The 22,972-nt window shown below is 38.9% G+C and carries 19 protein-coding genes; 3 read left to right on the top strand and 16 right to left on the bottom strand.

Features of this window, described 5'->3' with window-relative positions:
• Nucleotides 1–37: 37 nt before the first annotated feature.
• From NQZ71_RS08790 to NQZ71_RS08745, 10 genes are all read right to left on the bottom strand, one after another.
• Nucleotides 38–1,321 carry a dihydrolipoamide acetyltransferase family protein gene (locus NQZ71_RS08790; protein ID WP_275005846.1) on the bottom strand — a complete coding sequence of 428 codons (1,284 nt, stop codon included), beginning with the start codon at nucleotides 1,319–1,321 and terminating at the stop codon, nucleotides 38–40.
• Between the two features lie 25 nt (nucleotides 1,322–1,346).
• Complete coding sequence (locus NQZ71_RS08785; RefSeq protein ID WP_275005848.1) at nucleotides 1,347–2,330, bottom strand: alpha-ketoacid dehydrogenase subunit beta; 984 nt, start codon at nucleotides 2,328–2,330, stop codon at nucleotides 1,347–1,349.
• 14 nt (nucleotides 2,331–2,344) lie between these two features.
• A complete protein-coding gene (locus NQZ71_RS08780; protein ID WP_275006762.1) occupies nucleotides 2,345–3,337 on the bottom strand; it encodes a thiamine pyrophosphate-dependent dehydrogenase E1 component subunit alpha in 993 nt (330 codons plus the stop codon).
• A gap of 53 nt (nucleotides 3,338–3,390) precedes the next feature.
• Nucleotides 3,391–4,812 (bottom strand): dihydrolipoyl dehydrogenase, encoded by a 1,422-nt coding sequence (lpdA, locus tag NQZ71_RS08775; protein WP_260055372.1) that lies wholly within the window; start codon nucleotides 4,810–4,812, stop codon nucleotides 3,391–3,393.
• Nucleotides 4,805–5,911, bottom strand: a complete 1,107-nt coding sequence (buk, locus tag NQZ71_RS08770; protein ID WP_260055373.1) for a butyrate kinase — start codon at nucleotides 5,909–5,911, stop codon at nucleotides 4,805–4,807. The genes lpdA and buk overlap by 8 nt, the downstream gene beginning before the upstream one ends.
• Nucleotides 5,912–5,940: 29 nt before the next feature.
• Complete coding sequence (locus NQZ71_RS08765) at nucleotides 5,941–7,578, bottom strand: sigma 54-interacting transcriptional regulator (RefSeq protein ID WP_275005852.1); 1,638 nt, start codon at nucleotides 7,576–7,578, stop codon at nucleotides 5,941–5,943.
• A 189-nt stretch (nucleotides 7,579–7,767) separates the two neighbouring features.
• Nucleotides 7,768–8,490, bottom strand: coding sequence for a glycerophosphodiester phosphodiesterase (locus tag NQZ71_RS08760; RefSeq protein WP_144452697.1), 723 nt, complete (start codon nucleotides 8,488–8,490; stop codon nucleotides 7,768–7,770).
• A 91-nt stretch (nucleotides 8,491–8,581) separates the two neighbouring features.
• The gene (locus NQZ71_RS08755) at nucleotides 8,582–8,782 is read right to left on the bottom strand and encodes a cold-shock protein (RefSeq protein WP_127737529.1); all 201 of its coding nucleotides are present in this window, start codon (nucleotides 8,780–8,782) and stop codon (nucleotides 8,582–8,584) included.
• A gap of 893 nt (nucleotides 8,783–9,675) precedes the next feature.
• Nucleotides 9,676–10,632: an AEC family transporter gene (locus tag NQZ71_RS08750; protein ID WP_144452695.1), complete on the bottom strand. Its 957-nt coding sequence runs from the start codon at nucleotides 10,630–10,632 to the stop codon at nucleotides 9,676–9,678.
• A 195-nt stretch (nucleotides 10,633–10,827) separates the two neighbouring features.
• Nucleotides 10,828–12,525: an NAD-dependent malic enzyme gene (locus NQZ71_RS08745; protein WP_144452693.1), complete on the bottom strand. Its 1,698-nt coding sequence runs from the start codon at nucleotides 12,523–12,525 to the stop codon at nucleotides 10,828–10,830.
• Nucleotides 12,526–12,765: 240 nt separating this feature from the next.
• On the opposite strand from NQZ71_RS08745, the gene NQZ71_RS08740 reads away from it, so the two are divergent.
• Nucleotides 12,766–13,086, top strand: a complete 321-nt coding sequence (locus tag NQZ71_RS08740; protein WP_127737526.1) for a winged helix-turn-helix transcriptional regulator — start codon at nucleotides 12,766–12,768, stop codon at nucleotides 13,084–13,086.
• Between the two features lie 426 nt (nucleotides 13,087–13,512).
• Entirely contained in the window at nucleotides 13,513–13,806 is a 294-nt protein-coding gene (locus NQZ71_RS08735) for a hypothetical protein (protein WP_144452691.1), read from the top strand.
• Nucleotides 13,807–14,051: 245 nt separating this feature from the next.
• Here NQZ71_RS08735 and spo0A read toward each other — a convergent pair whose 3' ends face one another.
• Nucleotides 14,052–14,846, bottom strand: a complete 795-nt coding sequence (gene spo0A, locus NQZ71_RS08730; protein WP_144452689.1) for a sporulation transcription factor Spo0A — start codon at nucleotides 14,844–14,846, stop codon at nucleotides 14,052–14,054.
• 423 nt (nucleotides 14,847–15,269) lie between these two features.
• Here spo0A and NQZ71_RS08725 point away from each other — a divergent pair, with 423 nt between their 5' ends.
• The gene (locus NQZ71_RS08725) at nucleotides 15,270–16,187 is read left to right on the top strand and encodes a 1,4-dihydroxy-2-naphthoate polyprenyltransferase (RefSeq protein WP_275005858.1); all 918 of its coding nucleotides are present in this window, start codon (nucleotides 15,270–15,272) and stop codon (nucleotides 16,185–16,187) included.
• A gap of 35 nt (nucleotides 16,188–16,222) precedes the next feature.
• On the opposite strand, the gene spoIVB is transcribed toward NQZ71_RS08725, so the two are convergent.
• The 5 genes from spoIVB to dxs form a co-directional block, all read right to left on the bottom strand.
• Nucleotides 16,223–17,515: a SpoIVB peptidase gene (spoIVB, locus tag NQZ71_RS08720; protein WP_144452686.1), complete on the bottom strand. Its 1,293-nt coding sequence runs from the start codon at nucleotides 17,513–17,515 to the stop codon at nucleotides 16,223–16,225.
• A 240-nt stretch (nucleotides 17,516–17,755) separates the two neighbouring features.
• Nucleotides 17,756–19,444, bottom strand: coding sequence for a DNA repair protein RecN (recN, locus tag NQZ71_RS08715; RefSeq protein ID WP_260055375.1), 1,689 nt, complete (start codon nucleotides 19,442–19,444; stop codon nucleotides 17,756–17,758).
• Between the two features lie 15 nt (nucleotides 19,445–19,459).
• Nucleotides 19,460–19,909, bottom strand: a complete 450-nt coding sequence (gene ahrC / locus NQZ71_RS08710) for a transcriptional regulator AhrC/ArgR (protein ID WP_275005862.1) — start codon at nucleotides 19,907–19,909, stop codon at nucleotides 19,460–19,462.
• Nucleotides 19,910–20,154: 245 nt separating this feature from the next.
• A complete protein-coding gene (locus NQZ71_RS08705) occupies nucleotides 20,155–20,973 on the bottom strand; it encodes a TlyA family RNA methyltransferase (RefSeq protein ID WP_144452684.1) in 819 nt (272 codons plus the stop codon).
• Between the two features lie 7 nt (nucleotides 20,974–20,980).
• A complete protein-coding gene (gene dxs, locus NQZ71_RS08700; RefSeq protein ID WP_144452683.1) occupies nucleotides 20,981–22,873 on the bottom strand; it encodes a 1-deoxy-D-xylulose-5-phosphate synthase in 1,893 nt (630 codons plus the stop codon).
• Between the last annotated feature and the right edge of the window lie 99 nt (nucleotides 22,874–22,972).

Here is a 22,972-nt window from a genome sequence, read left to right as displayed (position 1 = left end):
TTGACATGTAACTTTCAATAAATATGATTACATCCCATTAATAGATTGGCGTTGATTCTTTTGTTGTGTTTTCTATTCTTTCCTTCAGGCGCTGCATAAATCTTCCGCACACCAACCCGTCAAGCACACGATGGTCAAGTGACATGCATAGATTTACCATATCACTAATCGCAATCATGCCATCCTTAATAACAGGTCTTTTGACAATGGATTCTACTTGTAATATGGCTGCTTGCGGATGATTAATAATCCCCATAGACTGAACAGAACCGAATGAGCCAGTATTATTAACAGTAAAGGTGCCGCCTTCCATTTCGTGAAGCTGCAATGTACCCTTTCTTGCTTTAGCGGCAAGCTCTGTAATCTCTCTGGCAATACCTTTTACCGACTTTTCATCTGCATTTTTAATCACTGGCACGTATAAAGCAGCTTCTGTTGCAACAGCGATTGAGATATTAATATCCTTTTTGCGGATAATCTTATCGCCTGCCCATGTTGAGTTGATTTCCGGGAATTCCTTCAATGTTTGGGCAACTGCCTTAACAAAGAACGCAAAATATGTAAGATTATAGCCTTCGTCCTTTTTGAAGGAATCCTTCACTTCATTGCGGTAATTCACTAGCTTCGTTGCATCCACTTCAATCATCGTCCATGCATGCGGTATATCATGCTTGCTCTTTTTCATATTAGCAGCAATAGCCTTGCGGATACCAGTTACCGGAATCTCCACATCTCCAGGAGAAGTCTGTATTTGCACGACTGGCTCCATTTGCTGGGTAGGCGCTTGAGTTACGACAGGCTCTGTTTGTGGTTCCTTTTGCACGACTGGTGCTGTTGTTGTAGGAACTTGTAAATCCTGCTGTGGCTTCTGTCCTCCGCTAATAGCAGCTTGGACGTCCTTCCTTGTAATTCTTCCACCCATTCCCGTGCCTTTTATCTGGCTCAGGTCAAGACCCGCCTCCTGTGACAGACGAAGCACAGCTGGAGAATATCTGGATTTATTAGAAACAGAATTCTCCTCCTTGCTGCTGCTCTCAGCGTTTTGCTTGCTTGCAGTTACTACTGTTACTTCTTCTTCTCCTTCGACATCAAGGATACAGATGACTTCACCAACCTGCAGTGTGTCTCCTTCACCTGCTATCAGCTCCTTGACACTTCCAGTAAAGGATGATGGTATTTCTGCATTTACTTTATCTGTCATTACCTCAGCCAATGGTTCATACTTCTTGACAGTGTCACCGACAGAAACCAGCCATTTGCTGATTGTTCCCTCTGTTACGCTTTCACCAAGCTTTGGCATTGTTATTTTTTCACTGGACATAGTATCCCTCCTTATCCTTAGCCGATTAAAATTCTGCCAGCTTACGCATTGCATTTTCGACTTTTTCTGGGCTGATAATGAAGTGTTTTTCCATTGTTGGCGCATAAGGCATTGCTGGGATATCTGGACCTGCAAGTCTCATAATCGGCGCATCTAAGTCAAATAGGCAATTTTCAGCAATAATCGCTGCAACTTCACTAATGATACTTCCTTCTTTGTTGTCCTCTGTAATTAGGAGTACCTTTCCTGTTTTTGAAGCAGCCTCAATAATTGCTTCTTGATCAAGCGGATAAACAGTGCGTAAATCCAATACATGTGCAGAAATCCCGTCTTCAGCAAGCTTTTCTGCTGCCTGTAATGCAAAATGCACACATAATCCGTATGTAATGACAGTGATATCCTCGCCCTCACGCTTCACATCTGCCTTACCGATCGGCAGCACATAATCGTCTTCTGGCACCTCGCCTTTAATCAAACGATAGGCACGTTTATGCTCAAAGAACAATACAGGATCAGGGTCGCGGACAGCTGCTTTTAATAGTCCCTTCACATCATAAGGTGTAGAAGGCATAACAATTTTCAAACCAGGTGTGTTCGCAAACATCGCTTCCACTGATTGGGAATGATAAAGAGCGCCATGGATACCTCCGCCGTATGGTGCACGAATAACGATAGGACAAGTCCAGTCATTGTTCGAGCGATAGCGGATTTTTGCCGCCTCTGAGACTATTTGGTTAACTGCAGGCATAATGAAATCAGCAAACTGCATTTCAGCAATCGGCTTCATTCCATACATTGCCGCACCAATTCCAACACCTGCAATCGCAGACTCTGCCAGTGGTGCATCAATGACTCTTGCTTCACCAAACTGCTCATATAATCCGGTTGTTGCCTTAAATACGCCGCCTTTAACGCCAACATCCTCACCTAAAATAAATACCTTATCATCTCTTTCCATCTCTTCTCTGATGGCCATAGTAACTGCATCAATATATGAAATAACTGCCATTATTTCTTTCCCCCTTAATTCCCGTACACATAATTCATCGCATCTTCAGGTTTTGCATATGGAGCTTTTTCTGCATATTCTGTTGCATCATCAATGATTTGCATCATGTCAGCATTAAGCTCTTTATCCATTTCTTCTGTCAGAACGCCTGTGTCTAATAAGTATTGCTTGAATGTAATCACTGGATCCTTCGCTTTTGCTTCTGCCACTTCTTCACGACCTCTGTATGCTCTGTCATCATCGTCAGAAGAGTGAGGCGTTAAGCGGTATGATACTGTCTCAATCAAAGTTGGTCCTTCGCCTCTTCTTGCTCTGTCAACCGCTTCTTTTGTGACACGGTATACTTCAATCGGATCGTTACCATCGACTGTATAACCAGGCATGCCGTATCCGATTGCTCTGTCAGAAACATTTTCACAAGCCAATTGCTTTTCAATTGGAACAGAAATAGCATATTTATTATTTTCGCAAACGAAAATGACTGGGAGTTTATGCACTCCAGCGAAATTGGCTCCTTCATGGAAATCACCCTGATTGGAAGATCCTTCTCCAAAGCTCACATAGGTAACAAAGTCTTTTTTCTCGATTTTTCCTGCCAACGCAATTCCGACAGCATGAGGAACCTGTGTTGTTACAGGTGAAGAGCCTGTCACGATCCGGTTTTTCTTTTGTCCGAAATGTCCTGGCATTTGTCTGCCGCCTGAGTTCGGGTCCTCTGCCTTCGCAAACCCTTGCAGCATAATTTCCTTAGGTGTTTGTCCGAATGCAAGCACAACCCCTAAATCACGATAATACGGCAACGAATAATCTTTCGCCCTGTCAAAAGCAAATGCTGTACCTACTTGAGCTGCTTCTTGCCCTTGGCATGAAACAACAAAAGGAATTTTACCTGAACGATTTAACAGCCACATCCTTTCATCAATGCGGCGTGCCAGCAGCATATATCTATACATTTCAAGTACTTGCTCATCCGTTAATCCTGCCTGTAAATGGCGTTTTTCTACCATTTTATTACCTCCTACATTTCCTTGTCTTACTTTATTATCCCCTACTATTTGCATCATCCGTGTATCTCCTTTCCATCGACTGCAAGTGCAGCCTCTCCAATTGCTTCCGACAATGTCGGGTGAGGATGTATGGTTGCTCCAATTTCCCACGGAGCCGCATCAAGCACCATCGCAAGTGCCGCTTCTGAAATCATATCTGTAGCATGTGGACCAATAATATGAACACCCAATATGTCATCTGTTTTGCGGTCTGCGATTATTTTGACAAAGCCTTCCTGTTCGCCATGCACCAATGCCTTACCGATTGCTTGGAAGGAAAACTTTCCTTTTTTAATAGCAAAGCCCTTAGCAATAGCCTCTTCCTCAGAATAACCAATGCTTGCTACTTCCGGATGTGTATAAATACATTTAGCGATTTTTTGATAATCGAGACGCTCTGGCGTTAATCCTGCAATGTGTTCGACAGCCTTCAATCCTTCGTGAGAAGCAACATGGGCAAGCTGCAGACCTCCGATTACATCACCAATCGCGTAAATATGAGATTCCTTTGTTTGGAAATGGTCATTAACTTCTATTTTATTATTGTTCACAATAATATCTGTATTCTCTAACCCAATGCCTTCTACATTGCCAATTCTGCCAACCGACACAAGCACCTTTTCAGCAGCAAAAAATACCTTTTCGCCCTTGATTTCGGCTTGGATTGAAACTTGTTCTTTTTTCTCTAATGTCTCAGACAGTACTTTAGCACCTGTAACGACCTTAACGCCCTTCTTTTCCAGCTGTTTTTTCAGCTCTAAGCTGATTTCTTTATCTTCCGTAGGAACAATGGTGTTACTATATTCAATTACCGTAACATCGACATCAAAATCAGCAAGCATGGAAGCCCACTCCACTCCAATAACACCGCCGCCAACAATTAGAATGGATTTAGGAAGCTCCTCCATTTTCAATGCTTCCTCAGAGCTAAGAACATACTTTCCATCAACGTCTAGTCCTGGCAATGCATTTGGCCTTGAACCCGTTGAAACTATGACGTTTTTTGGAAGCAGCATTTCATTTTCTTCTCCATTATTCATTTCCACCGAAATGGTTCCTGGTATTGGTGAGAAGATGGATGGACCGAGGATTCTTCCGTTTCCTTCATAAACGTCTATTTTGCCTTTTTTCATTAAATATTGCACACCACTATGAAGCTTTTGGACAATCCCAGCCTTTCTCGCTTGAACTTTTCCAAAGTCAAGACTCACATTACTCGTAAGTACACCAAAGTCCTCCGCTTTTTTTGCAGTGGCATAAACTTCCGCACTTCTCAATAATGCTTTGCTTGGAATACAGCCATTATGCAGGCATGTTCCGCCAAGCTTGCTTTTTTCCACGATGGCTGTTTTAAGACCTAATTGGGAGGCGCGGATTGCGGCAACATAGCCGCCAGTACCTCCGCCTAAAATAACTAAATCATATTCATTAGCCATATAATTCACTCTCCTGTTTTCCAACTTTATGTGTATATTCTTTTGCTTGCTCTTCACCGCGAAGTACACGTAAACAGCCGTTCGCAAGTGATTGCATGTCATTTTCACCTGGATATGTAAACACATCTGCAATCCAATTTGTTCTTTTCACAATTTCATCAACGAGTAAATGGCTGTATGCCATCACCCCAGTTAAAATAATCGCGTCAATTTGGCCTGACAGGACCGTGCTCGCACTCCCGATTTCCTTCGCTACTTGATACGCTAACGCACGGAAAATGAGTTCATCCTGCTCGCTCCCATCCTTCATGCCTTCCTCTAATTGGGTGAGATCGTTCTTATTTAAATAGCCTGAAATCCCTGCATGGTACAGCAATTGCTCTTTCATTTCCTTATAGCTGTACTTACCTGAATAGCAAAGGTCGATCAAATCTCCGTGTGGGAGGCTGCCTGCTCTTTCAGGACTGAAAGGGCCTTCTCCATTCAAACCATTATTCACGTCAATGACCTTGCCTTGCTTGTGCGCCCCTATCGTAATCCCATCGCCAAGATGTGCCACAATAAAATGACAGTCCTCATAGCGCTTGCCAAGCTCCATGGCAGCTCTTCTTCCGCATGCTTTATGATTCAGTGCATGAAATACACTTTTTCTTGAGATGAGTGGATAGCCTGATATCCTTGCTACATCATCTAGCTCATCAACGACAACAGGGTCAACAATAAATGCAGGGATATTCAATCCACTAGCAATGTCTGCAGCAATAATTCCTCCTAAATTGGAGGCGTGCTCTCCTCTTTCACCAGCTCTCAGGTCTTCTAGCATCTCGTCGTTAACCATGTATGTACCGCCTTTAATCGGCTTTAGCAGCCCGCCTCTTCCGGCAACAGCATTAATTTTGGATAGGTTAATGCCTTCTGACAAAAGAAAATCAAGAATTTTTTTGGTCCGAGCTGGTGCTTGAAGCGAGACAGCAGAATAACCTTTTGTATCCTCCTGTATGATAGATTGTTCAAAGATGGGTACTTCATTCTCATATAATGCAATAGCAGTTGCATCCGCTTTCGGATTTATGATTAATATGCGATGTTTTTTCTTCATCTTTGACAATCCTCCCCTTTTATTAGCAGCTAGTTCAATTGGTATTTTTCCAATTTATAATATAAATTCCGAACGGATAAGCCTAATTTTTTTGCAGTAAGTGTCTTATTACCATCAAGCTCCGCCATTGTCTTTTTTATAATGACCTTTTCATATTCTTCAACCAGCTCAGAAAGAGGCTTATCCCCAGTATCAGGATTACTTTCTTCTTGGTTGTTCTTAGCATTGGCAAAAAAAGCAAGATGACTAACACTTAATGTAGTTGTCCCTCTATCTAATTTTGCAAGTGAATGCTCTAAACTTGCCCGCAATTCTTTGAAATTATTATTGTATGGGAAATTTTGCAGCACTTCCATTGCTGCTGGGTCAATGGACGTTATACAGCTACCATATTCCTCATTGCCAATCTGAATCCACTCTTCCACAAGTGGAGCGATGTCTTCTTTTCTTTCTTTTAATGCTGGCATATGGATGCTTGTTTGCAACAGGTCATAATAAAGCTCTTTCTGGAAGGCGCCTTCTATCATAGCTGTTTCTACATTTACATCAGAGGAAACAATCAAACGGTAGACAGCTGCATTTCCCTGACTGTTAAGAGCAATTTGATGCAGCTGCATTTGTTGGTTCAAGGGTAATGCTGTAATATTTTTAAAATATACGGTTCCTTGCGGATGACTGGAAATATCCTTACTACTCATCCTGCCCAAATAGTCTGCAAGCTTTCCCTCATCCTTCAAACAATCAACAACAGTAAATGCTTGATATCTTCTTTTCCCGTCATTATGAATGGCATTTGCAAGCATCTTCTTGCCAGTTCCTGCAGCCCCTCTCAAAAAAACGGGATAATCCATATCTGCAGCAATTTTCCCTTGCTGGACTGCCATTTTCATTCTCGCAGAGTTTATCGTAAAATCCTTGAACCGGCTTTGCGTTTCCAGTGCGCGAATAATCCTTCTTGATTGCTCTAGTTTCTTCCTCAGCTCCGCTTGCTCCATATTGTGGTCAATGAACAGAATACAGCCCTTCAGCACACCATCTATTAAGTTAGGAAGACATTTAACACTGCCTTCCATTGATTCGCCCCTAATCTTCTCTTCGACCATTCGTCTTGTTTGAAGTGTCTTCTTACACACCTCTTCTAGCTTCTGTTTCCAAACAGCTTCTGCGGCACTGTCTTTTTGCAGCGTGAGCAAAAATTTCTCGTGTGCAGGATTTTGCAAAATAGTAAATCCGTGCTCATTCAAAATTACAAAAGCCTGTGATGTATTTTGCAAAACTGTCTGCATGCCTTCTTGTATGTATTCATCGATCTGCCAGTTATTTTCTGCAGAAGCTCCGTCCTGTTGAATGATAGCGGCTGCTCCGAGTAGTTCCCCTGCATTATCTAAAAGCGGAAAACGGGATACGTGAACAGACAGTGTGTCATTTAGACGAAACAACTTTCTTATTTCTGCCTTTTTTGTCTGCAGAACTCTCATCAGTTCACTTTTTGGAAATACGTCAAGAATATGTGCATGCATAGATAATTCCCGGCTGTGCTGACTTTGAGCAACAACTTTAGCCTGTTGGTTATAGCAAACGATTTTTCCGTGTTTATCAATCAGGATGACAGCTTCTTTTAATTCCTGAAAGATGGATTGCTCTATTGATTGATAAGACAGATCCATTGCAAAACCTCACTTTTTGCATCATCATATTTTCTACCGTGCAATTTATTTCATATCTATACTATAAACACTTTTGCAAATCCATGCAAATTTTTTCTTAATATTTATTTATTCAGACAACTACTCTGTATAGAACGCTTACATTAATAAAAATAAAAAGAACCTGCAATTTTTTACAGGTTCGCACTTTTATAAACGGGCTTCGAGTATTTTCCTGGCTTCTATCGGTTCATCTGTAATGATTGCTGAAATGCCTGCTTGAATGAATTCTTTCATCTTTTTAGGATCGTTCACTGTATATGGTCTAACATGTATGCCATTTTTTTCAGCCTGCTCAACCATAGAAAGAGTAATCCTTTTATAATTTGGATGGATTCCTTTTGCTTTAATTGCCCCCGCGTAAATCCACGGCTGATATATCCTGTCAGACATAAGTACCGCTGTCTCTATGTCAGGTGCAATTCGGTAGCTGTGCACCATACTATAATGATTAAAGGATGAAAAAATGATTCTGTCACTTAACCCATATTCTCTTATAAGTGCGATTGTTTTCTCTTCCAGACCTTCATAAGGGACATTATTATTTTTAAATTCAATATTGCATAATAAGTTGTTGCTTTGCATCCATTCAAACACCTCTTTTAATGAGGGTATTTGCACATTATTTTCTGTGAATTTATAGGAAGCTTGTAATTTTCTTAAATCAGAATAATTATAGTCTACTACATATCCAGTTCCATTTGTCGTACGATCCACTGTTTCATCATGAATAACGACTATCTCGCCGTCCTTTGTCAGTTGAACATCCAATTCTATCCCGTTTGCTAAAGTCCCTTCTGCCTCTATAAACGCTCTCATTGTATTTTCAGGAAAACGCGCAGAATAACCTCTATGGGCGAATATCAATGTCATGGGTACACACTCCTAAACTAGAATAATATAGACTCAAATTGTAGTAAAAAAGACTCTAACAGAAGTTAGAGTCTTTTTTTGTTGAAGTTAATTAAGCTTTAGTAACGTTAGCAGCTTGTGGGCCACGTTGTCCTTCTTCTATGTCAAAAGAAACTTCTTGTCCTTCATCCAAAGTTTTGAAACCTTCAGATTGAATTGCACTGAAATGTACGAATACATCTTGTCCTTCTGAAGTTTCGATGAAACCAAATCCTTTTTCAGCGTTGAACCATTTTACTTTACCTGTAGCCATTTTTGTTTCCTCCTAAGTGTTTCACACACTATGTATTACTATCCTTGCTCTACATAATAATAAAGAATGTTTTCCTAACTATATACTTCGAACAAAAATAAGTCTCCTTTATAGTAACAGGTTAAACATCCGAAAGCAAACTTTTCCACCAAAGTTTACAAAAAGCTTAAAAAAATTTACATTTTTAATCAAATTAGCTATAAAAAATCGATAACAAGAGGCTAAGATAAAATAAAATTCTCCTATCTCAATACGAATAATAATTTCATCTAATAAACATAGGACCGTTTGTTTATAAATAATGTAACCCTTGAAACTTTGTTCGGTTCATAGAGCGCACGCCCTCGAGGAGTCCGCAGGGAGGAATGTAGCCTCCTCCTTCTTAGCCTGCGCGGTCTAAATCGTCTTATTTCCCCCACTGGATTCGAGTGGTCTCCGCTCCCTTTCAGTAAGATGTTCTATTATTGGTTTAAACAAAGCATAGTAAATAAAAAAGAGGCTGGGACAAAACAAAAGATAAGCTTTCTAAACACGAATAATAGAAATTACATCTAAGTTTGGAAAATGAAGGTTGTGTCTAAATAGAATTTTGAGTTAAAGTTAGTTCGTTTCATTGCGCTGCACCCACTCGCTTTCCGCGGGGAGGTATGGAGCCTCCTCGTCTTCGCCTGCGGGGTCTCATCCTTTCCTCTATTTCCCCCGAGTCGAGTGGCCTCCGCTCCATTCCACTAAAATTTCTGATTTTTTGTATTTAAACTAGAAACAAAAAACCGAACTACTTAATCAATAGTTGATTAAGTAGTTCGGTCTATACGCTGGTTCACTTACTTATGTCCTAGCCTCTTCGACTTAGAGCTTATACACTAATGCCCAAGCCATCTTTTGTCTTTTCGTCACATTAACCAGGACAAGAAGATTGGTAATGTAATTAAGGACAGGATAGCACTCAGGACAAAGGAGGATGCTGTTTCAGCTTCCAATGTCTCAAATCTAGTTGCAATCATGGCAGCAACTGCTGATCCTGGGAAAGCAACCAATAGGATTGCATTTGTCATATCTGTTTTAGATAATCCCATCATAAGAGCAATCAGAACCATCGCTAGTGGATGAATGATTGCTTTAATGAAAGCAATACCGATGGCAATTTTACTAAACTTAATATTACGGATACCGATTGTTACACCAATTGCAAACAAAGCAGCACCTGAAGTGATGGAACCAATTTCGTCTAAGCTGTCTGCCAATATGTCTGGTGAATGGAAACCGCAAAGAATTAAAACGACACCAAGCAACGGTACACATGCAAGTGGTTCAGACAATCCATGCAAGATAGAAGAAATCGTTACTTTCCACAAGCTTTGTCCCTTTTCCTTCGCATTGGCACTTGACTGGCCAATTGTACCGATAATACTAGCCAAAGGATCAAGAAGCGCATTAACTACTACACCAGTAATCGCAATAGGAATCGCAACTGCATCTGCACCAAAGATGCTCCCTAATACAGGGATACCCATAAATGCAAATGATGGCTGCGTAGAATTTAACGAAAACATAGATGCAGGAGTTGTAGATGTTTTAAATACGAAACGTGAAATCAGTAAAAGTACAACATAGAAGCCGATAATTCCAATGAACATCGTTACAAAGAACGGCCATTTATCAATTAAAGTTTGTTTAGAAGTTGTTGTAATCCCGACAAATAAATGCGCAGGCAACGCAAACTTAGTCACAAGTGTGTTCAAACCTTTAGATGATGCTGCATCAAACTTCTTAAAATATCCTGCCAAGTATCCTAAAATAATGACAAAGAAAATTGGTATTAATATAATAAATATTTGACCTATACCCATAATTCAAATCCCCCAAAATATAGCGTGTTTAAAACACGCTCATTAAACTATTACTCCACCTATTATCTAAGTAGGTTTTTATTCACTTCAAAAAATAAGTGAGACTGCTCTAAAAGGCAATAAGCTCGACTTTTAATCAATTATCTATGATTAAAAGCCGCCTTTTTAAAGCCTTATTTCTTGAAAACTTTATCCTTATAGTACTTCGATATCTTTATATACTGGATACCACATAGCATCCTTCACTGCTTCCTCTACATTTGCAGGTATGCTTTGTGCGACACCGTCTGCAATTGCTGCTTTAGCAACAGCAACCGCTACTTCATAGGACACTTCACGAAGCTGAGAAATGCTTGGAAGCAAGGAAGCTCCTTCTTTATTTGTATCGCAAAGCTTCGCAACTGCATCAGCAGAAGCAATAAACATGCTGTCTGTGATTAATTTTGATTTAACTACAATAGAACCAAGACCAAGACCTGGGAATACGAAAGCATTATTGGATTGACCAATTTCGTAGCTTACACCTTTATATTCAACAGGTTCAAATGGGCTTCCAGTTGCGATTAGCGCTTTACCGTCTGTCCATTCAATCAAATCTGCAGGAACTGCTTCTGCAAGATGAGTTGGATTGGACATTGGCATGATAATTGGACGCTCCACATGTTTAGCCATTTCTTTCACGATTGCTTCTGTGAATGCACCAGCAACACCTGACGTACCAATTAAAATAGTTGGCTTCACATGTTTAACTGTTTCCATCAATGTAATGATGCCATTTTCTCTTTCCCAGTCAGCAACTTCTGCTTCAGGGCGTACATATGGTTTTTGGAAGCTTAAAATTCCATCCATTCCATCTGTTAAAAGACCTCTGTGATCTACAGCCCAGAATCTTGCACATGCTTCTTCCTCTGTCAAACCTTCAAGAACCATCGTATCTTTCATTTGATCTGCGTTCCCAATACCTGCAGCTCCTGGTCCAAACACTAATATGCGTTGGTCCTTCAATGATTCATTTTTGATTTTAAGACCAGAAAGAATACCTGCCAATGTAACAGCACCTGTACCTTGAATATCATCATTGAATGTTAAAACTTTATCTTTATATTTTTCAATAATATGACGCGCATTTACATTACCGAAATCCTCCCAGTGCAGCAATGCATTCGGGAACATTTCAAGGGATTTTTCGATATATGCATCAATGAACTGATTATATTTTTCACCGCGAATTCTTTCATGACGGTTACCGATATATAATGGGTCGTTAATTAGTTTTTCATTATTTGTACCTGCATCAAGCACTACTGGTAATACACGTTTAGGATGGATACCAGCTGCAGCAGTATAAACAGCTAATTTTCCGATTGCAATATTGATACCGCCAACACCCCAGTCACCAATACCCAAAATGCTCTCAGAGTCAGTTGCTACGATTAAATCAATATCATCTGAAGAAGCACCTGTATTTGCAAGAGCTTGCTCAATACCGTCTAAATCATTAATAGACAGGTAAACTCCACCTGGACGATGGTATTCATGGCTGTATTCTTGGATAGATTGACCAACAGTTGGTGTGTAAACGATTGGCAGCATTTCACTTAAATGATCTGTCAACAGTCTGTAATATAAAACGACATTACGGTTAAACAAATCATTTAATGAATTGTTTTTCTCTAAATTAGTCGACTTTGATGTGAATTGCTCATACGCTCTTTGCACTTGCTCTTCAAGAGTCAACACTGCCGGAGGCAAGATACCGTTTAGGCCAAGCTCCTCTCTTTCTTTTTCTGTAAAGGCAACTCCTTTGTTCAGCAATGGATTTGCTAAAACATCTTTACCTTTTAATGCTGTATGAATGGAACCGTCTTTTTCTAAGAAAATAACTTTGCTCATCTTCTATTCCTTCTTCCTTCAACTTGGTTACTTAAAGTTAACTGGTTAATTTACGTTACAGATATTACTCCCCTATTTTTTCTTCGTCAACGGTCACTGCCACAGAATTGTCACAAACCAATTTAATGAAACCGCTTTATATGATATTATGTAAGTAAGGGTGATTTTTTTAATTATTTAACTATGTTATTTATAATATATTGGTTATCATTAATAACTAAAAAAATGAGGATGAATGAAATGAGCGAAGAAAAGACTCCGCGCAATTTAAGTGAAAAGGTGGAGAAGCTGTACCAATTCATCAGCAAGAAATGGACTGGCCTTATTATCCATGCACTGATGGATGAGCCGAAGCGATTCAGCGAAATTCACAGCTTTATTCCAGATCTCAGCAAACGTATGCTTAATGAACGAATTAAGGACCTAGAGCATCACGGCATCGTCATTCGCAATGTTATTACAGAAAGACCGATACGCACCGAATATTCCTTAACAAAAAAAGGCCATGAACTAGGCAAAGCATTGGATGTAGTAGAATTATGGGCAAAAAAATGGATGTGATTCCAGCCCAGCTTGAAAGACCGTTTCAAACCACGGTCTCTTTTTTTACTTTTTTTACTTACATAAGTATTTTCCGGCTGAATATTGCGTTGTTTTGTCAAAAAAAAACCTCCTTGCTAATGAAAGCAAAGAGATTTCTCGATCTTATTTTAGGAAGCATAAATGCTTAAAATCGCTTAAAAAAACGGAAAGTGACTTTTAAAGCTTCTCCTATTCGTTTTATACTTTCTATTTATGAATGGGTAAAAGATCTACTATATGTATAGTAATAATTACTTTACTAACAAGAGCCATTGTTCGCCTTACATATACTTATTTAATTTACTGTGGTATGCTTGTCAATAAGCACTTTAAATAATTTTAGTAAATTTCTTGTTTCTCTACTATTACTTGTGGTAGGTGTTAATCCCGATAAAGGAGATCATTATGAGAACTAAAGCTAAAATTATAGGGACAAAGTACAAACCTGACTACGCACGTCCTAGATATGTTGTTAAAATGGAAACACAAGACGGCAAGTTTTTAATTATTGATTTTGATTACACCGAAACATCTAAACTGAAAAGCTATACGCCCCGCAGCGTAAATTATGATGGGGAAGATTATGGCTCCAAGTTATCTTGGTACACAAAAGCAGAGGAAAGTATGACTGTACAGAAGTTTCTAGCCATTATTGCCGTTAAAATGGATAAAAAATATTTACCTGCGTTAAGTAAATGATATTAATACGGTTACTACAATTAACGGCTATTAAAGCCGTTTTTTTTTATGGAATGGAAAGTTAGTGCATTTACCCAATACTGCAAATGTATTGGTTGCTATTTTAATCCGAAAAATATAACTAATTTTAAAGAAAAAAGCACTTCCTGTTTATTAAGTTCATTATAAACTCAATAACCAGGAAGTACTTTTACAAATAATAAAACTAATTAAAACAAAACTTAGTCAGAAACAGGGCCACTTCTTTAAGAAGCCTTATGCTCCAATCTCAGCTTATCTGCCACAATTGCGATAAATTCTGAGTTCGTCGGCTTTGCTTTGGACATGCTGACAGTGTAGCCGAACAAGGTGGAGATGGAATCGATATTGCCTCTGCTCCAAGCGACTTCAATAGCATGACGAATAGCCCGCTCTACACGGCTTGCAGTTGTATTGTATTTTTTAGCGATGTCAGGGTAAAGTACTTTTGTGATGGATCCTAACAATTCGATATCGTTGTATACCATGGAGATTGCTTCCCTTAAATAAAGGTATCCTTTAATATGTGCTGGTACGCCGATTTCATGGATAATGCTTGTGATGCTTGCATCAAGATTTCTTGGTTTTTGCTCTTGTTGTGATCTATAAGAAGTGGATGTTGTGCTTTTGCGAGCAAAACTATTCGACTTGCCGCTTACTTGGCGGATATGACTAGCTAAATAATCCATATCAAATGGTTTAAGTATAAAGTAGGATGCGCCAAGATCAACAGCTTTTTTCGTAACATCCTCTTGTCCGAAGGCTGTGAGCATAATAACGTTTGGCATCGAAGGAATATTCAGCTGCTTCATTCTTTCCAAAACCGCCAGACCATCCAAATGAGGCATAATGATATCCAAAAGCATTACATCAGGCTGAATGTCTTCCAATAATTCCAAACATTCCTGTCCGTTATGAGCAATACCGACAACTTCCATATCCTCTTGAGAATTTATGTACTCCTCAAGCAATCCAACAAGCTCTCTATTGTCATCGACGACACATACTTGTATTTTCTTCAATGATAGTTTCCTCCTCAATATCCATATCTCTCTATTTATTCTTTATTCTAAATGACAATTTCGACAAAGTAACTAAAATTCCTTTGATTTTATAAAAAAATATAGAAAAACTCGTTTTTTCTCATGAATTCTCTCATTTTCGACCTCATTCGCCATTTTACATCCCTAGATGAACATTTGTCGAAAAATCTTTATAGATTTATTATACACCCTATATATGGTAATAATAAAGAATTAATTAATAAACACGCTATATTTTAAAGAATATAAAAGAAAACAGCACATTTTAGATTTTTATAACTAAAAAAAGATGGCGATTTTATGAATACGCTCTTGTTGCTGATAGGAAATTTAAGTTATTATATAAGGTGGACTTTCACATATTGTACTTTTAGAAATGGTTTTAAAGAAAGGATTTTTTTTATGGAAAATGTTGCAAAGAACGATCAGCCTACACATAAAGTATTGTGGCAGCTGACGAGACCACACACGTTAACTGCTTCTTTTGTTCCCGTTTTTATTGGGACAGTTTTAGCATTACAATATGAACAGATTCATACTGGCTTGTTTTTAGCCATGCTATTTGCTTGCTTGTTCATTCAAATAGCTACTAATTTGTTCAATGAATACTATGATTTCATTAGAGGATTAGATACAGCTGAATCAGTAGGAATTGGAGGAGCTATCGTAAGGCATGGCATGAAGCCAAAAACAGTGATGAACTTGGCGATTGCCTTATATACTGCTTCCCTATTACTTGGTGTGTATATCTGCATGAGCACAAGCTGGTGGATTGCCCTTGTTGGGGTGTTAGGAATGGCTATTGGCTATCTTTACACAGGTGGGCCGCTTCCTATTGCATATACACCATTTGGTGAATTATTTTCAGGTATTTGCATGGGAACGATCTTCATTTTGATTTCCTTCTATATTCAAACAGGTTTTGTTAATGAACAAAGCATTTTAATATCAGTGCCAATTGCGATTTTAATCGGATGCATCAACTTGTCTAACAATATAAGAGATATTGAGGAAGATACACTTGGCGGCCGAAAAACAATTGCCATTTTAATGGGATTTGAAAAAGCTGTTCAGCTTCTTGCTGCATTGTTTATTATCTCTTATATTTGGGTACTTGGCCTTGTGATATTTGGTATCAGCAGTCCGTGGTTATTAATTGTGTTTCTTAGCATTAAAAAACCGATTCAAGCAATTAAAGGCTTTAAAGGAAGTCGCAGTGAAACTCCAATTGCGATGAAATCAACGGCACAAACAAATACATTTTTTGGGTTGTTTTTAGGAATCGGCATCTTGCTTGATTTTATCTTTTCAAACCTATAAGTAAAAGCGCACCGTAATGGTGCGCTTTTACTTATTTAGGAAGCTTTTTGCTTTCCTTTTTCATATATGTCAATTCCTGCTTCATTCAGCATCCATTCAATATGGACACCATATCCGCTTGTCGGGTCATTTACGAACACATGGGTAACGGCACCAATCAACTTACCATCTTGAATGATTGGGCTTCCGCTCATCCCTTGAACAATGCCCCCTGTTTTCTTGAGAAGCTCTTTGTCTGTAACCTTGATTACCATTCCTTTTGTTGCTGGGAACTTTTGCGGTACAGAGCTGACCACTTCAATATCAAATAGCTTCACTACATCATTATCAACAACAGTTAGAATTTGGGCTGGTCCCTCTTTCACCTGATCTGATAATGTGATTGGCATAGCCTTATCCATGATTCCATTTGTCATTCCTCTATTCAGTTCACCGAAAATTCCAAATGGGCTGTTTGTGGTAATATTGCCGATTACTTCTTTGTCAGAGGAGAAGCGTGCCAGCTTTTCACCTGGGTTGCCATTTTCACCTTTTTCAATGCTAGTGACAGTTGAACGTAAAATTTCACCGTCATCCACGACAATTGGTTTTTTTGTATCCATATCAGAAATAACATGACCTAAAGCTCCATATTTTTTTGATTCAGGATGATAGAACGTCATCGTTCCAATGCCAGCTGCTGAATCTCTAATATATAAGCCTAATTTAAATGTGTTGGAACCTTTTTCCTTTAAAGGTTCTAATTTAGTTTTAATTGTGTCTTTTTCACGCAATATTGTTAAGTTAAGCGGCTCTCCTGTTTCTCCTGCACTTTGGACAAATGGTGCCACATCTGCCATCTTTTCAATTTTTTTGCCATTGATTTCTGTAATCATATCTCCTACTTTAATGCCAGCCTTTTCACCTGGTGATGCCTTGCCTTCCACTGTATTCACCTGATGATGTCCAACAATCAGTACGCCAACTGAATTTAGCTTCACCCCGATAGATTGTCCGCCAGGGATAACTTTAAAGTCCTTTAAAACATTCACATCAACCTTTTTAATCGGAAAGCCTGCCAGCTCTAAAACCATCTCGTTTTTACCATTCTCTTCACCATGCAGCGAATACTCCCCTTCATCTTGACTTAGGGCAACGACTGAGTTATCCTCCGTAACCATGCTTGATGCGGGTATGGATGAACTGCTTATCACTGTATTCTGGCCTTCAAAGATAGTGACGCTTTTTGGGATATGAAGATATTCTTGAAAGGGTTTGTTAAAGCATATAGAAATTAATGAAACAAGGAGAATTCCACCAATTATTTTTCTTAGGAAATCCATTTTCATATCATTCACTCTCCTCGCTTCTAATCACCAAATTCTTGGCTTATATATAAGTTTGCCTGCATGGTGATCATTTATTACTGTAAAAACTATAAAAAACCTGCACACTTTGGTTAGTAATAGCAATTTTGTAAAACGTGAATAACGAATTAAGCAAAATGCAATTTATTTTAGTAGTTATGATCTCATACAATTTTTTCCTATTAAAAATAAAAACCCCTGTTAAACAGGGGATTCCTTGTTCTATCTTTTATTCTTGACCTTTTGGGCCAATTTTAACAGCTCTTTTGCATGTTTTTTTGTTAAATCCGTTATTTCAGTTCCGGAAATCATTCTCGCAATTTCCTTTATTTTATCCTGTGTTTCCAATGGAGTAACTGTTGCAGATGTCCGTCCATCATGAATTGCTTTTGCAATGTAAAGATGTGTATCAGACATTGCCGCTACTTGAGGCATATGGGAAATACAAAGCACTTGAGAGCCAGCTGAGACACTTGAAATTTTTTCTGCAATTGCCTGTGCGACTCTGCCGCTTACGCCTGTATCCACCTCATCAAAAATGATGGAAGTGACACCTTGATGCTTCGAGAAAATGCTCTTTAACGCGAGCATCATCCTCGACAGCTCTCCACCTGAGACTATTTTAGACAAAGGCTTAAGCGGTTCGCCTGGATTTGTAGATATATAAAATTCCACATTATCCATCCCTGCTTTGGAGATATTATCCTCGTCTGAGTTAAATCTTACCTCAAAGATGGTTTTCTCCATATAAAGCTCTTTCAATTCATGATGAATATCGTCTGTTAATCGAATAGCTGCTTTTTTGCGAAGGGAGCTAAGTTCATTTGCTTCAACAAGCAAATCCTTTTTTATGCTTAATAATTCTTTTTCGAGCATATCAATATGTGTTTCTTTATTTTGAAGTGTTTCTAGCTCTTCCTCAATTTTAGCAGCATATTCTAGTATTTCATCAACAGATTTTCCATATTTTCTCTTAAGTGAATTAATTTCATTCAACCTTGCTTCAATACTATTAAGCCGTGCAGGATCATATTCGAGATAATCAAGGCTGTTTCTCAACCTGCTTGCAACATCCTCAAGAATATAAAAGCTGTTAGACACAGACTCGGAAATATCTGCATATTCCGGGTCAAGACTTGCAGCTTCTTCCATATGCCCCATCACTTCACCAAGCCAGTCAAGCCCTTTTTGCTCACCCTTTAAGGCTGTGTATCCTGTTTGGATGCTTTCGAAAATTCTTTCAAAGTTGCCGAGGCGCTTTTTTTCCTCCAGCAATTCGTCATCTTCATTTTTCTGTAAGTTTGCATTGATGATTTCCTGGTGCTGAAATGTTAGTAAGTCGAGACGATGCGCCATTTGCTGTTCATTTTCAGTCAAATTCATCAGTTTTTTTTGTGTTTGGGTATACGTACGATATAAACCTTCATATTCCTTAAACACTGGCGCAAGCTCTGAAGCTGCATACGTATCAAGAAGCATGAGATGCTTTGTTTCATCCATCAATTCCTGATGCTCATGCTGACCATGTATATCAATAAGACTTGAGCCTATCTCTCTTAATGTGGAGATAGTAATAAGCTTTCCGTTAATGCGGCAAACACTTTTACCGGAAACGGAAATATCTCTTCTAAGGATAATCGTACCCTCTTCAATATCTATACCAAATTCCTGCATTTTCAAAAAGCAAGGATGTCCATTTTCAATATAAAACAGCCCTTCAATTTCTGCTTTTTCCTCTCCATGACGAACAAATTCCGCGGAGCCTCTTCCGCCAACAAGCAGGTTAATCGCATCAATTATAATTGATTTCCCAGCACCTGTTTCCCCTGTCAGAACCGTTAATCCTTTACGGAAAGAGACGGCAAGCGATTCAATAATGGCAAAGTTTTTGATAGATAATTCATTAAGCAAAATATGTCACCTCTTTTACAGCATATCAAGAAAACGATCTGTAATTATTTGGCCATCCTCTGCTGTGCGACAAATAATTAGACATGTGTCATCACCGCAAATAGTTCCTAGTATTTCATCCCAATCTAAATTATCAATTAATGCGCCAATAGCTTGGGCATTTCCTGGCAATGATTTTAATACAAGTAAATTGCCGGCAGAATCAATTTTTACAAATGCATCCATTAGTGTCCTTTTTAATTTCTGCAGCGGGTTGAAACGCTGATCTGCTGGAAGGCTGTATTTATATCGTCCGTCCTGCAGAGGTACCTTCACAAGATGCAACTCCTTAATATCTCTGGAAACCGTTGCTTGTGTTACATTATATCCAGCATTTTTCAGCTCATCGACAAGGTCGTCCTGTGTTTCTATTTCATTATTGGAGATAATATCCCTAATTTTAATATGCCTTTGTCCTTTATTCATTACTATCATTCCTTTAATGGACATTATGTCCACTGGTTTTTTTAGATTTGTAAAGCAAGCTTGGTGTCTACCCTTTTAATAAGCCTATTATAATAATGGCATTTAGGCTGTATTCCTATATTTCGACAAAAAACTGCTATATCCTTGTAATTTCATTGTATCTTTATTCTATAATTTGTATGTATTCTTTTGCAATCCAAAAAGGAATAAGTTGAACTTATTCCTTTGGAAGAGTCCTTATTAACTTATTGCTTTGCTTTCTTCAATTCCTCATGCGCACTATCAACCACTGCATTTACATCAACTAAAGTGTCTTCGCCGCCAAGTTCTGACCAGTGAAGATGAAGAAGAAATTCAATATTCCCATCTCCGCCTGTAATCGGTGAGAAGGAAAGGTTTTTGATTTGATAGCCTTCTTCTTTGGAAAATGCAATGATTCGTTCCAGAACATCTGCATGCACCTTCTTATCCCTGACAATTCCTTTTTTACCAACTTGCTCTCTGCCTGCTTCAAATTGCGGCTTCACTAATGCAATAATATCACTGCCTGAGGCAAGTAAGGTTTTTAAAACAGGAAGAATCAGCTTTAATGAAATGAACGACACATCTATCGATGCAAAGTTTGGCATTTCTCCTTCCAAGTCTGCAGGAGTTACATACCGGAAATTCGTGCGTTCCATTACAATAACTCTTTCATCCTGTCTTAACTTCCAAGCCAGCTGATTATAACCGACATCTAATGCATAGGACAATTTTGCACCGTTTTGCAAGGCACAATCTGTAAAACCGCCTGTTGAAGCGCCAATGTCCAGCAATACTTTGTCTTTTGCAGTTAGATCAAACACCTCAAGTGCTTTTTCTAGCTTCAAGCCACCGCGGCTTACATATTTAAGTGTTTTACCTTTTACTGTGAGCTTGGATTCCACGGCGATTTTTTCTCCCGGTTTATCCAATCTCTCTTCGTCGCAATAGACGATTCCAGCCATAATCGCTCTTTTTGCTTTTTCTCTCGTTTCAAATAATCCTTGCTCCACCAATAAAACATCTATGCGTTCTTTCTTCATTTATTATCTAAGCCCTTTTTTGTTTTTTTCTCGCAATCGAGTTAATTCTTTTAACTGCTTCTTCTGTTGTTAAATGAATTTCTGCTAATAAGGAATCTACATCACCATGCTCAACAAACTGATCAGGAATTCCCATTCTGTCAATCACAGTGGACCCAAAGCCAGCTTCTTGTGCATATTCAAGCACATAGCTTCCAAATCCACCTTGAAGAACTGCTTCTTCTATCGTTAATATTGGCATTTGCTGCTTGAACAATTCTGTAAGCATTGCTTCATCTAATGGTTTAATAAATCTTGCATTTATAACCTTCACAGATGTTCCTTGCTTTTCTAAAATTTCCGCCGCACTCATTGCCATACCAATTGTCGTTCCGAAGGTCAAAATTGCTGCGTCGCTTCCCTCTCTAAGAACTTCCCATGACCCAATCGGGATACACTTTAATTCCTCATCCATAGGGACACCGAGTCCATTACCACGTGGGAAACGCATTGCAATCGGACCAGCATCATATGAAATTGCCGTATTTACCATATGCTGCCCTTCGTTTTCATCCTTAGGCATCATTAGCACTAAATTCGGCATATGACGCAAGAATGAAATATCATATACACCTTGATGTGTCTCACCATCTGCTCCTACAAGACCTGCACGGTCAATCCCGATAAAGACATTTAGGTTTTGCCTGCACACATCGTGAAGCATTTGATCATACGCTCTTTGCAGGAATGTGGAGTAAATCGCTAAAAATGGTTTCATTTTTTGTGTGGCAAGTCCTGCTGCCAAAGTAACAGCATGCTGTTCAGCAATCCCAACGTCGAGCATTCTGTTTGGGAACTCTGCTGCAAAGCTTTCCAGTTTAGAGCCTACAGGCATCGCAGGAGTTATAGCAACAATTCTTTCATCCTTCCTCGCAAGCTTCAGCACAGTATCGCTGACAAGCTTGCTCCAAGCAGGTGCAGTATTAACAGGCTTCACAATTGCACCTGTTTCAATTTTATAAGGTCCTGTTCCATGCCATGTTCCAACTTTATCCTCTTCAGCAGGAGAATAACCTTTACCTTTTTTCGTTAAAACATGCAAAAGAACTGGTCCTTCTGTTTTTTTAGCATAATTTAAATGCTCGATTAAATCTTCATAGTTATGGCCGTCCACTGGACCTAAGTAAGTAAATCCAAGCTCTTCAAAAAACACACCTGAAACAAGCAGATATTTTAAGCTATCCTTAATTCTTTCTGCTGTTGCTGCCATCTTACCGCCAACTGCTGGAATTTTCTTCAACAGCATTTCGAGCTCATCTTTTACCCATTGGTATTTACCGGCAGTTCTTAATCGACCGAGTACATGATGTAATGCACCAACATTTGGTGCGATACTCATTTCATTGTCATTAAGAATGACAATCATGTTTGTTTTTTCATCACCAATATGGTTCAGGGCCTCTAAAGCCATTCCGCCAGTCAGTGCACCATCACCGATAATTGGCACAACAAAAGAATCTTCCTTCTTTAAATCTCTTGCGACAGCCATGCCCATTGCTGCTGACAATGAAGTGGAGCTATGGCCAGTTTCCCATACATCATGCTCACTCTCATTCATTTTTGGGAAACCAGACATCCCTTTGTACTGTCTTAATGTATCGAAATCCTTCGTTCTACCAGTCAAAATTTTGTGGACATAAGCTTGGTGGCCAACATCCCAAATAAATTTATCCTTCGGACTGTCAAAGCACTTATGCAAAGCAATTGTCAATTCGACAACACCAAGATTCGGGCCGATATGTCCGCCTTTCGTCGACAGTGTATTTATTAAAAACGTACGAACATCTTCACTCAACTTCTCGAGTTCTTCCACCGATAAGTCTTTTAGAAAGGCTGGATTCTTTATTGACAATAAATCCATCGTTAACAACTCTCTTTCATTCAATTTAAACCTTATATTATGAACTTTTGCTTATTTTTACTTTTCACGTAATTAGTTTATTGTTATGTATGCTAAGCA

The organism is Niallia taxi, from assembly GCF_032818155.1.
GTDB classification, from domain to species: domain Bacteria; phylum Bacillota; class Bacilli; order Bacillales; family Cytobacillaceae; genus Niallia; species Niallia taxi_A.
The sequence above is the reverse complement of the archived record's forward strand: the minus strand, read 5'-3'. Positions and strand labels throughout refer to the sequence as shown.

Coding starts and splice junctions, on each gene's coding strand:
- NQZ71_RS08790 (WP_275005846.1), bottom strand. CDS start 1,321: ATGTCCAGTGAAAAAATAACAATGCCAAAGCTTGGTGAAAGCGTAACA.
- NQZ71_RS08785 (WP_275005848.1), bottom strand. CDS start 2,330: ATGGCAGTTATTTCATATATTGATGCAGTTACTATGGCCATCAGAGAA.
- NQZ71_RS08780 (WP_275006762.1), bottom strand. CDS start 3,337: ATGGTAGAAAAACGCCATTTACAGGCAGGATTAACGGATGAGCAAGTA.
- lpdA (WP_260055372.1), bottom strand. CDS start 4,812: ATGGCTAATGAATATGATTTAGTTATTTTAGGCGGAGGTACTGGCGGC.
- buk (WP_260055373.1), bottom strand. CDS start 5,911: ATGAAGAAAAAACATCGCATATTAATCATAAATCCGAAAGCGGATGCA.
- NQZ71_RS08765 (WP_275005852.1), bottom strand. CDS start 7,578: ATGGATCTGTCTTATCAATCAATAGAGCAATCCATCTTTCAGGAATTA.
- NQZ71_RS08760 (WP_144452697.1), bottom strand. CDS start 8,490: ATGACATTGATATTCGCCCATAGAGGTTATTCTGCGCGTTTTCCTGAA.
- NQZ71_RS08755 (WP_127737529.1), bottom strand. CDS start 8,782: ATGGCTACAGGTAAAGTAAAATGGTTCAACGCTGAAAAAGGATTTGGT.
- NQZ71_RS08750 (WP_144452695.1), bottom strand. CDS start 10,632: ATGGGTATAGGTCAAATATTTATTATATTAATACCAATTTTCTTTGTC.
- NQZ71_RS08745 (WP_144452693.1), bottom strand. CDS start 12,525: ATGAGCAAAGTTATTTTCTTAGAAAAAGACGGTTCCATTCATACAGCA.
- NQZ71_RS08740 (WP_127737526.1), top strand. CDS start 12,766: ATGAGCGAAGAAAAGACTCCGCGCAATTTAAGTGAAAAGGTGGAGAAG.
- NQZ71_RS08735 (WP_144452691.1), top strand. CDS start 13,513: ATGAGAACTAAAGCTAAAATTATAGGGACAAAGTACAAACCTGACTAC.
- NQZ71_RS08725 (WP_275005858.1), top strand. CDS start 15,270: ATGGAAAATGTTGCAAAGAACGATCAGCCTACACATAAAGTATTGTGG.
- spoIVB (WP_144452686.1), bottom strand. CDS start 17,515: ATGAAAATGGATTTCCTAAGAAAAATAATTGGTGGAATTCTCCTTGTT.
- ahrC (WP_275005862.1), bottom strand. CDS start 19,909: ATGAATAAAGGACAAAGGCATATTAAAATTAGGGATATTATCTCCAAT.
- NQZ71_RS08705 (WP_144452684.1), bottom strand. CDS start 20,973: ATGAAGAAAGAACGCATAGATGTTTTATTGGTGGAGCAAGGATTATTT.
- dxs (WP_144452683.1), bottom strand. CDS start 22,873: ATGGATTTATTGTCAATAAAGAATCCAGCCTTTCTAAAAGACTTATCG.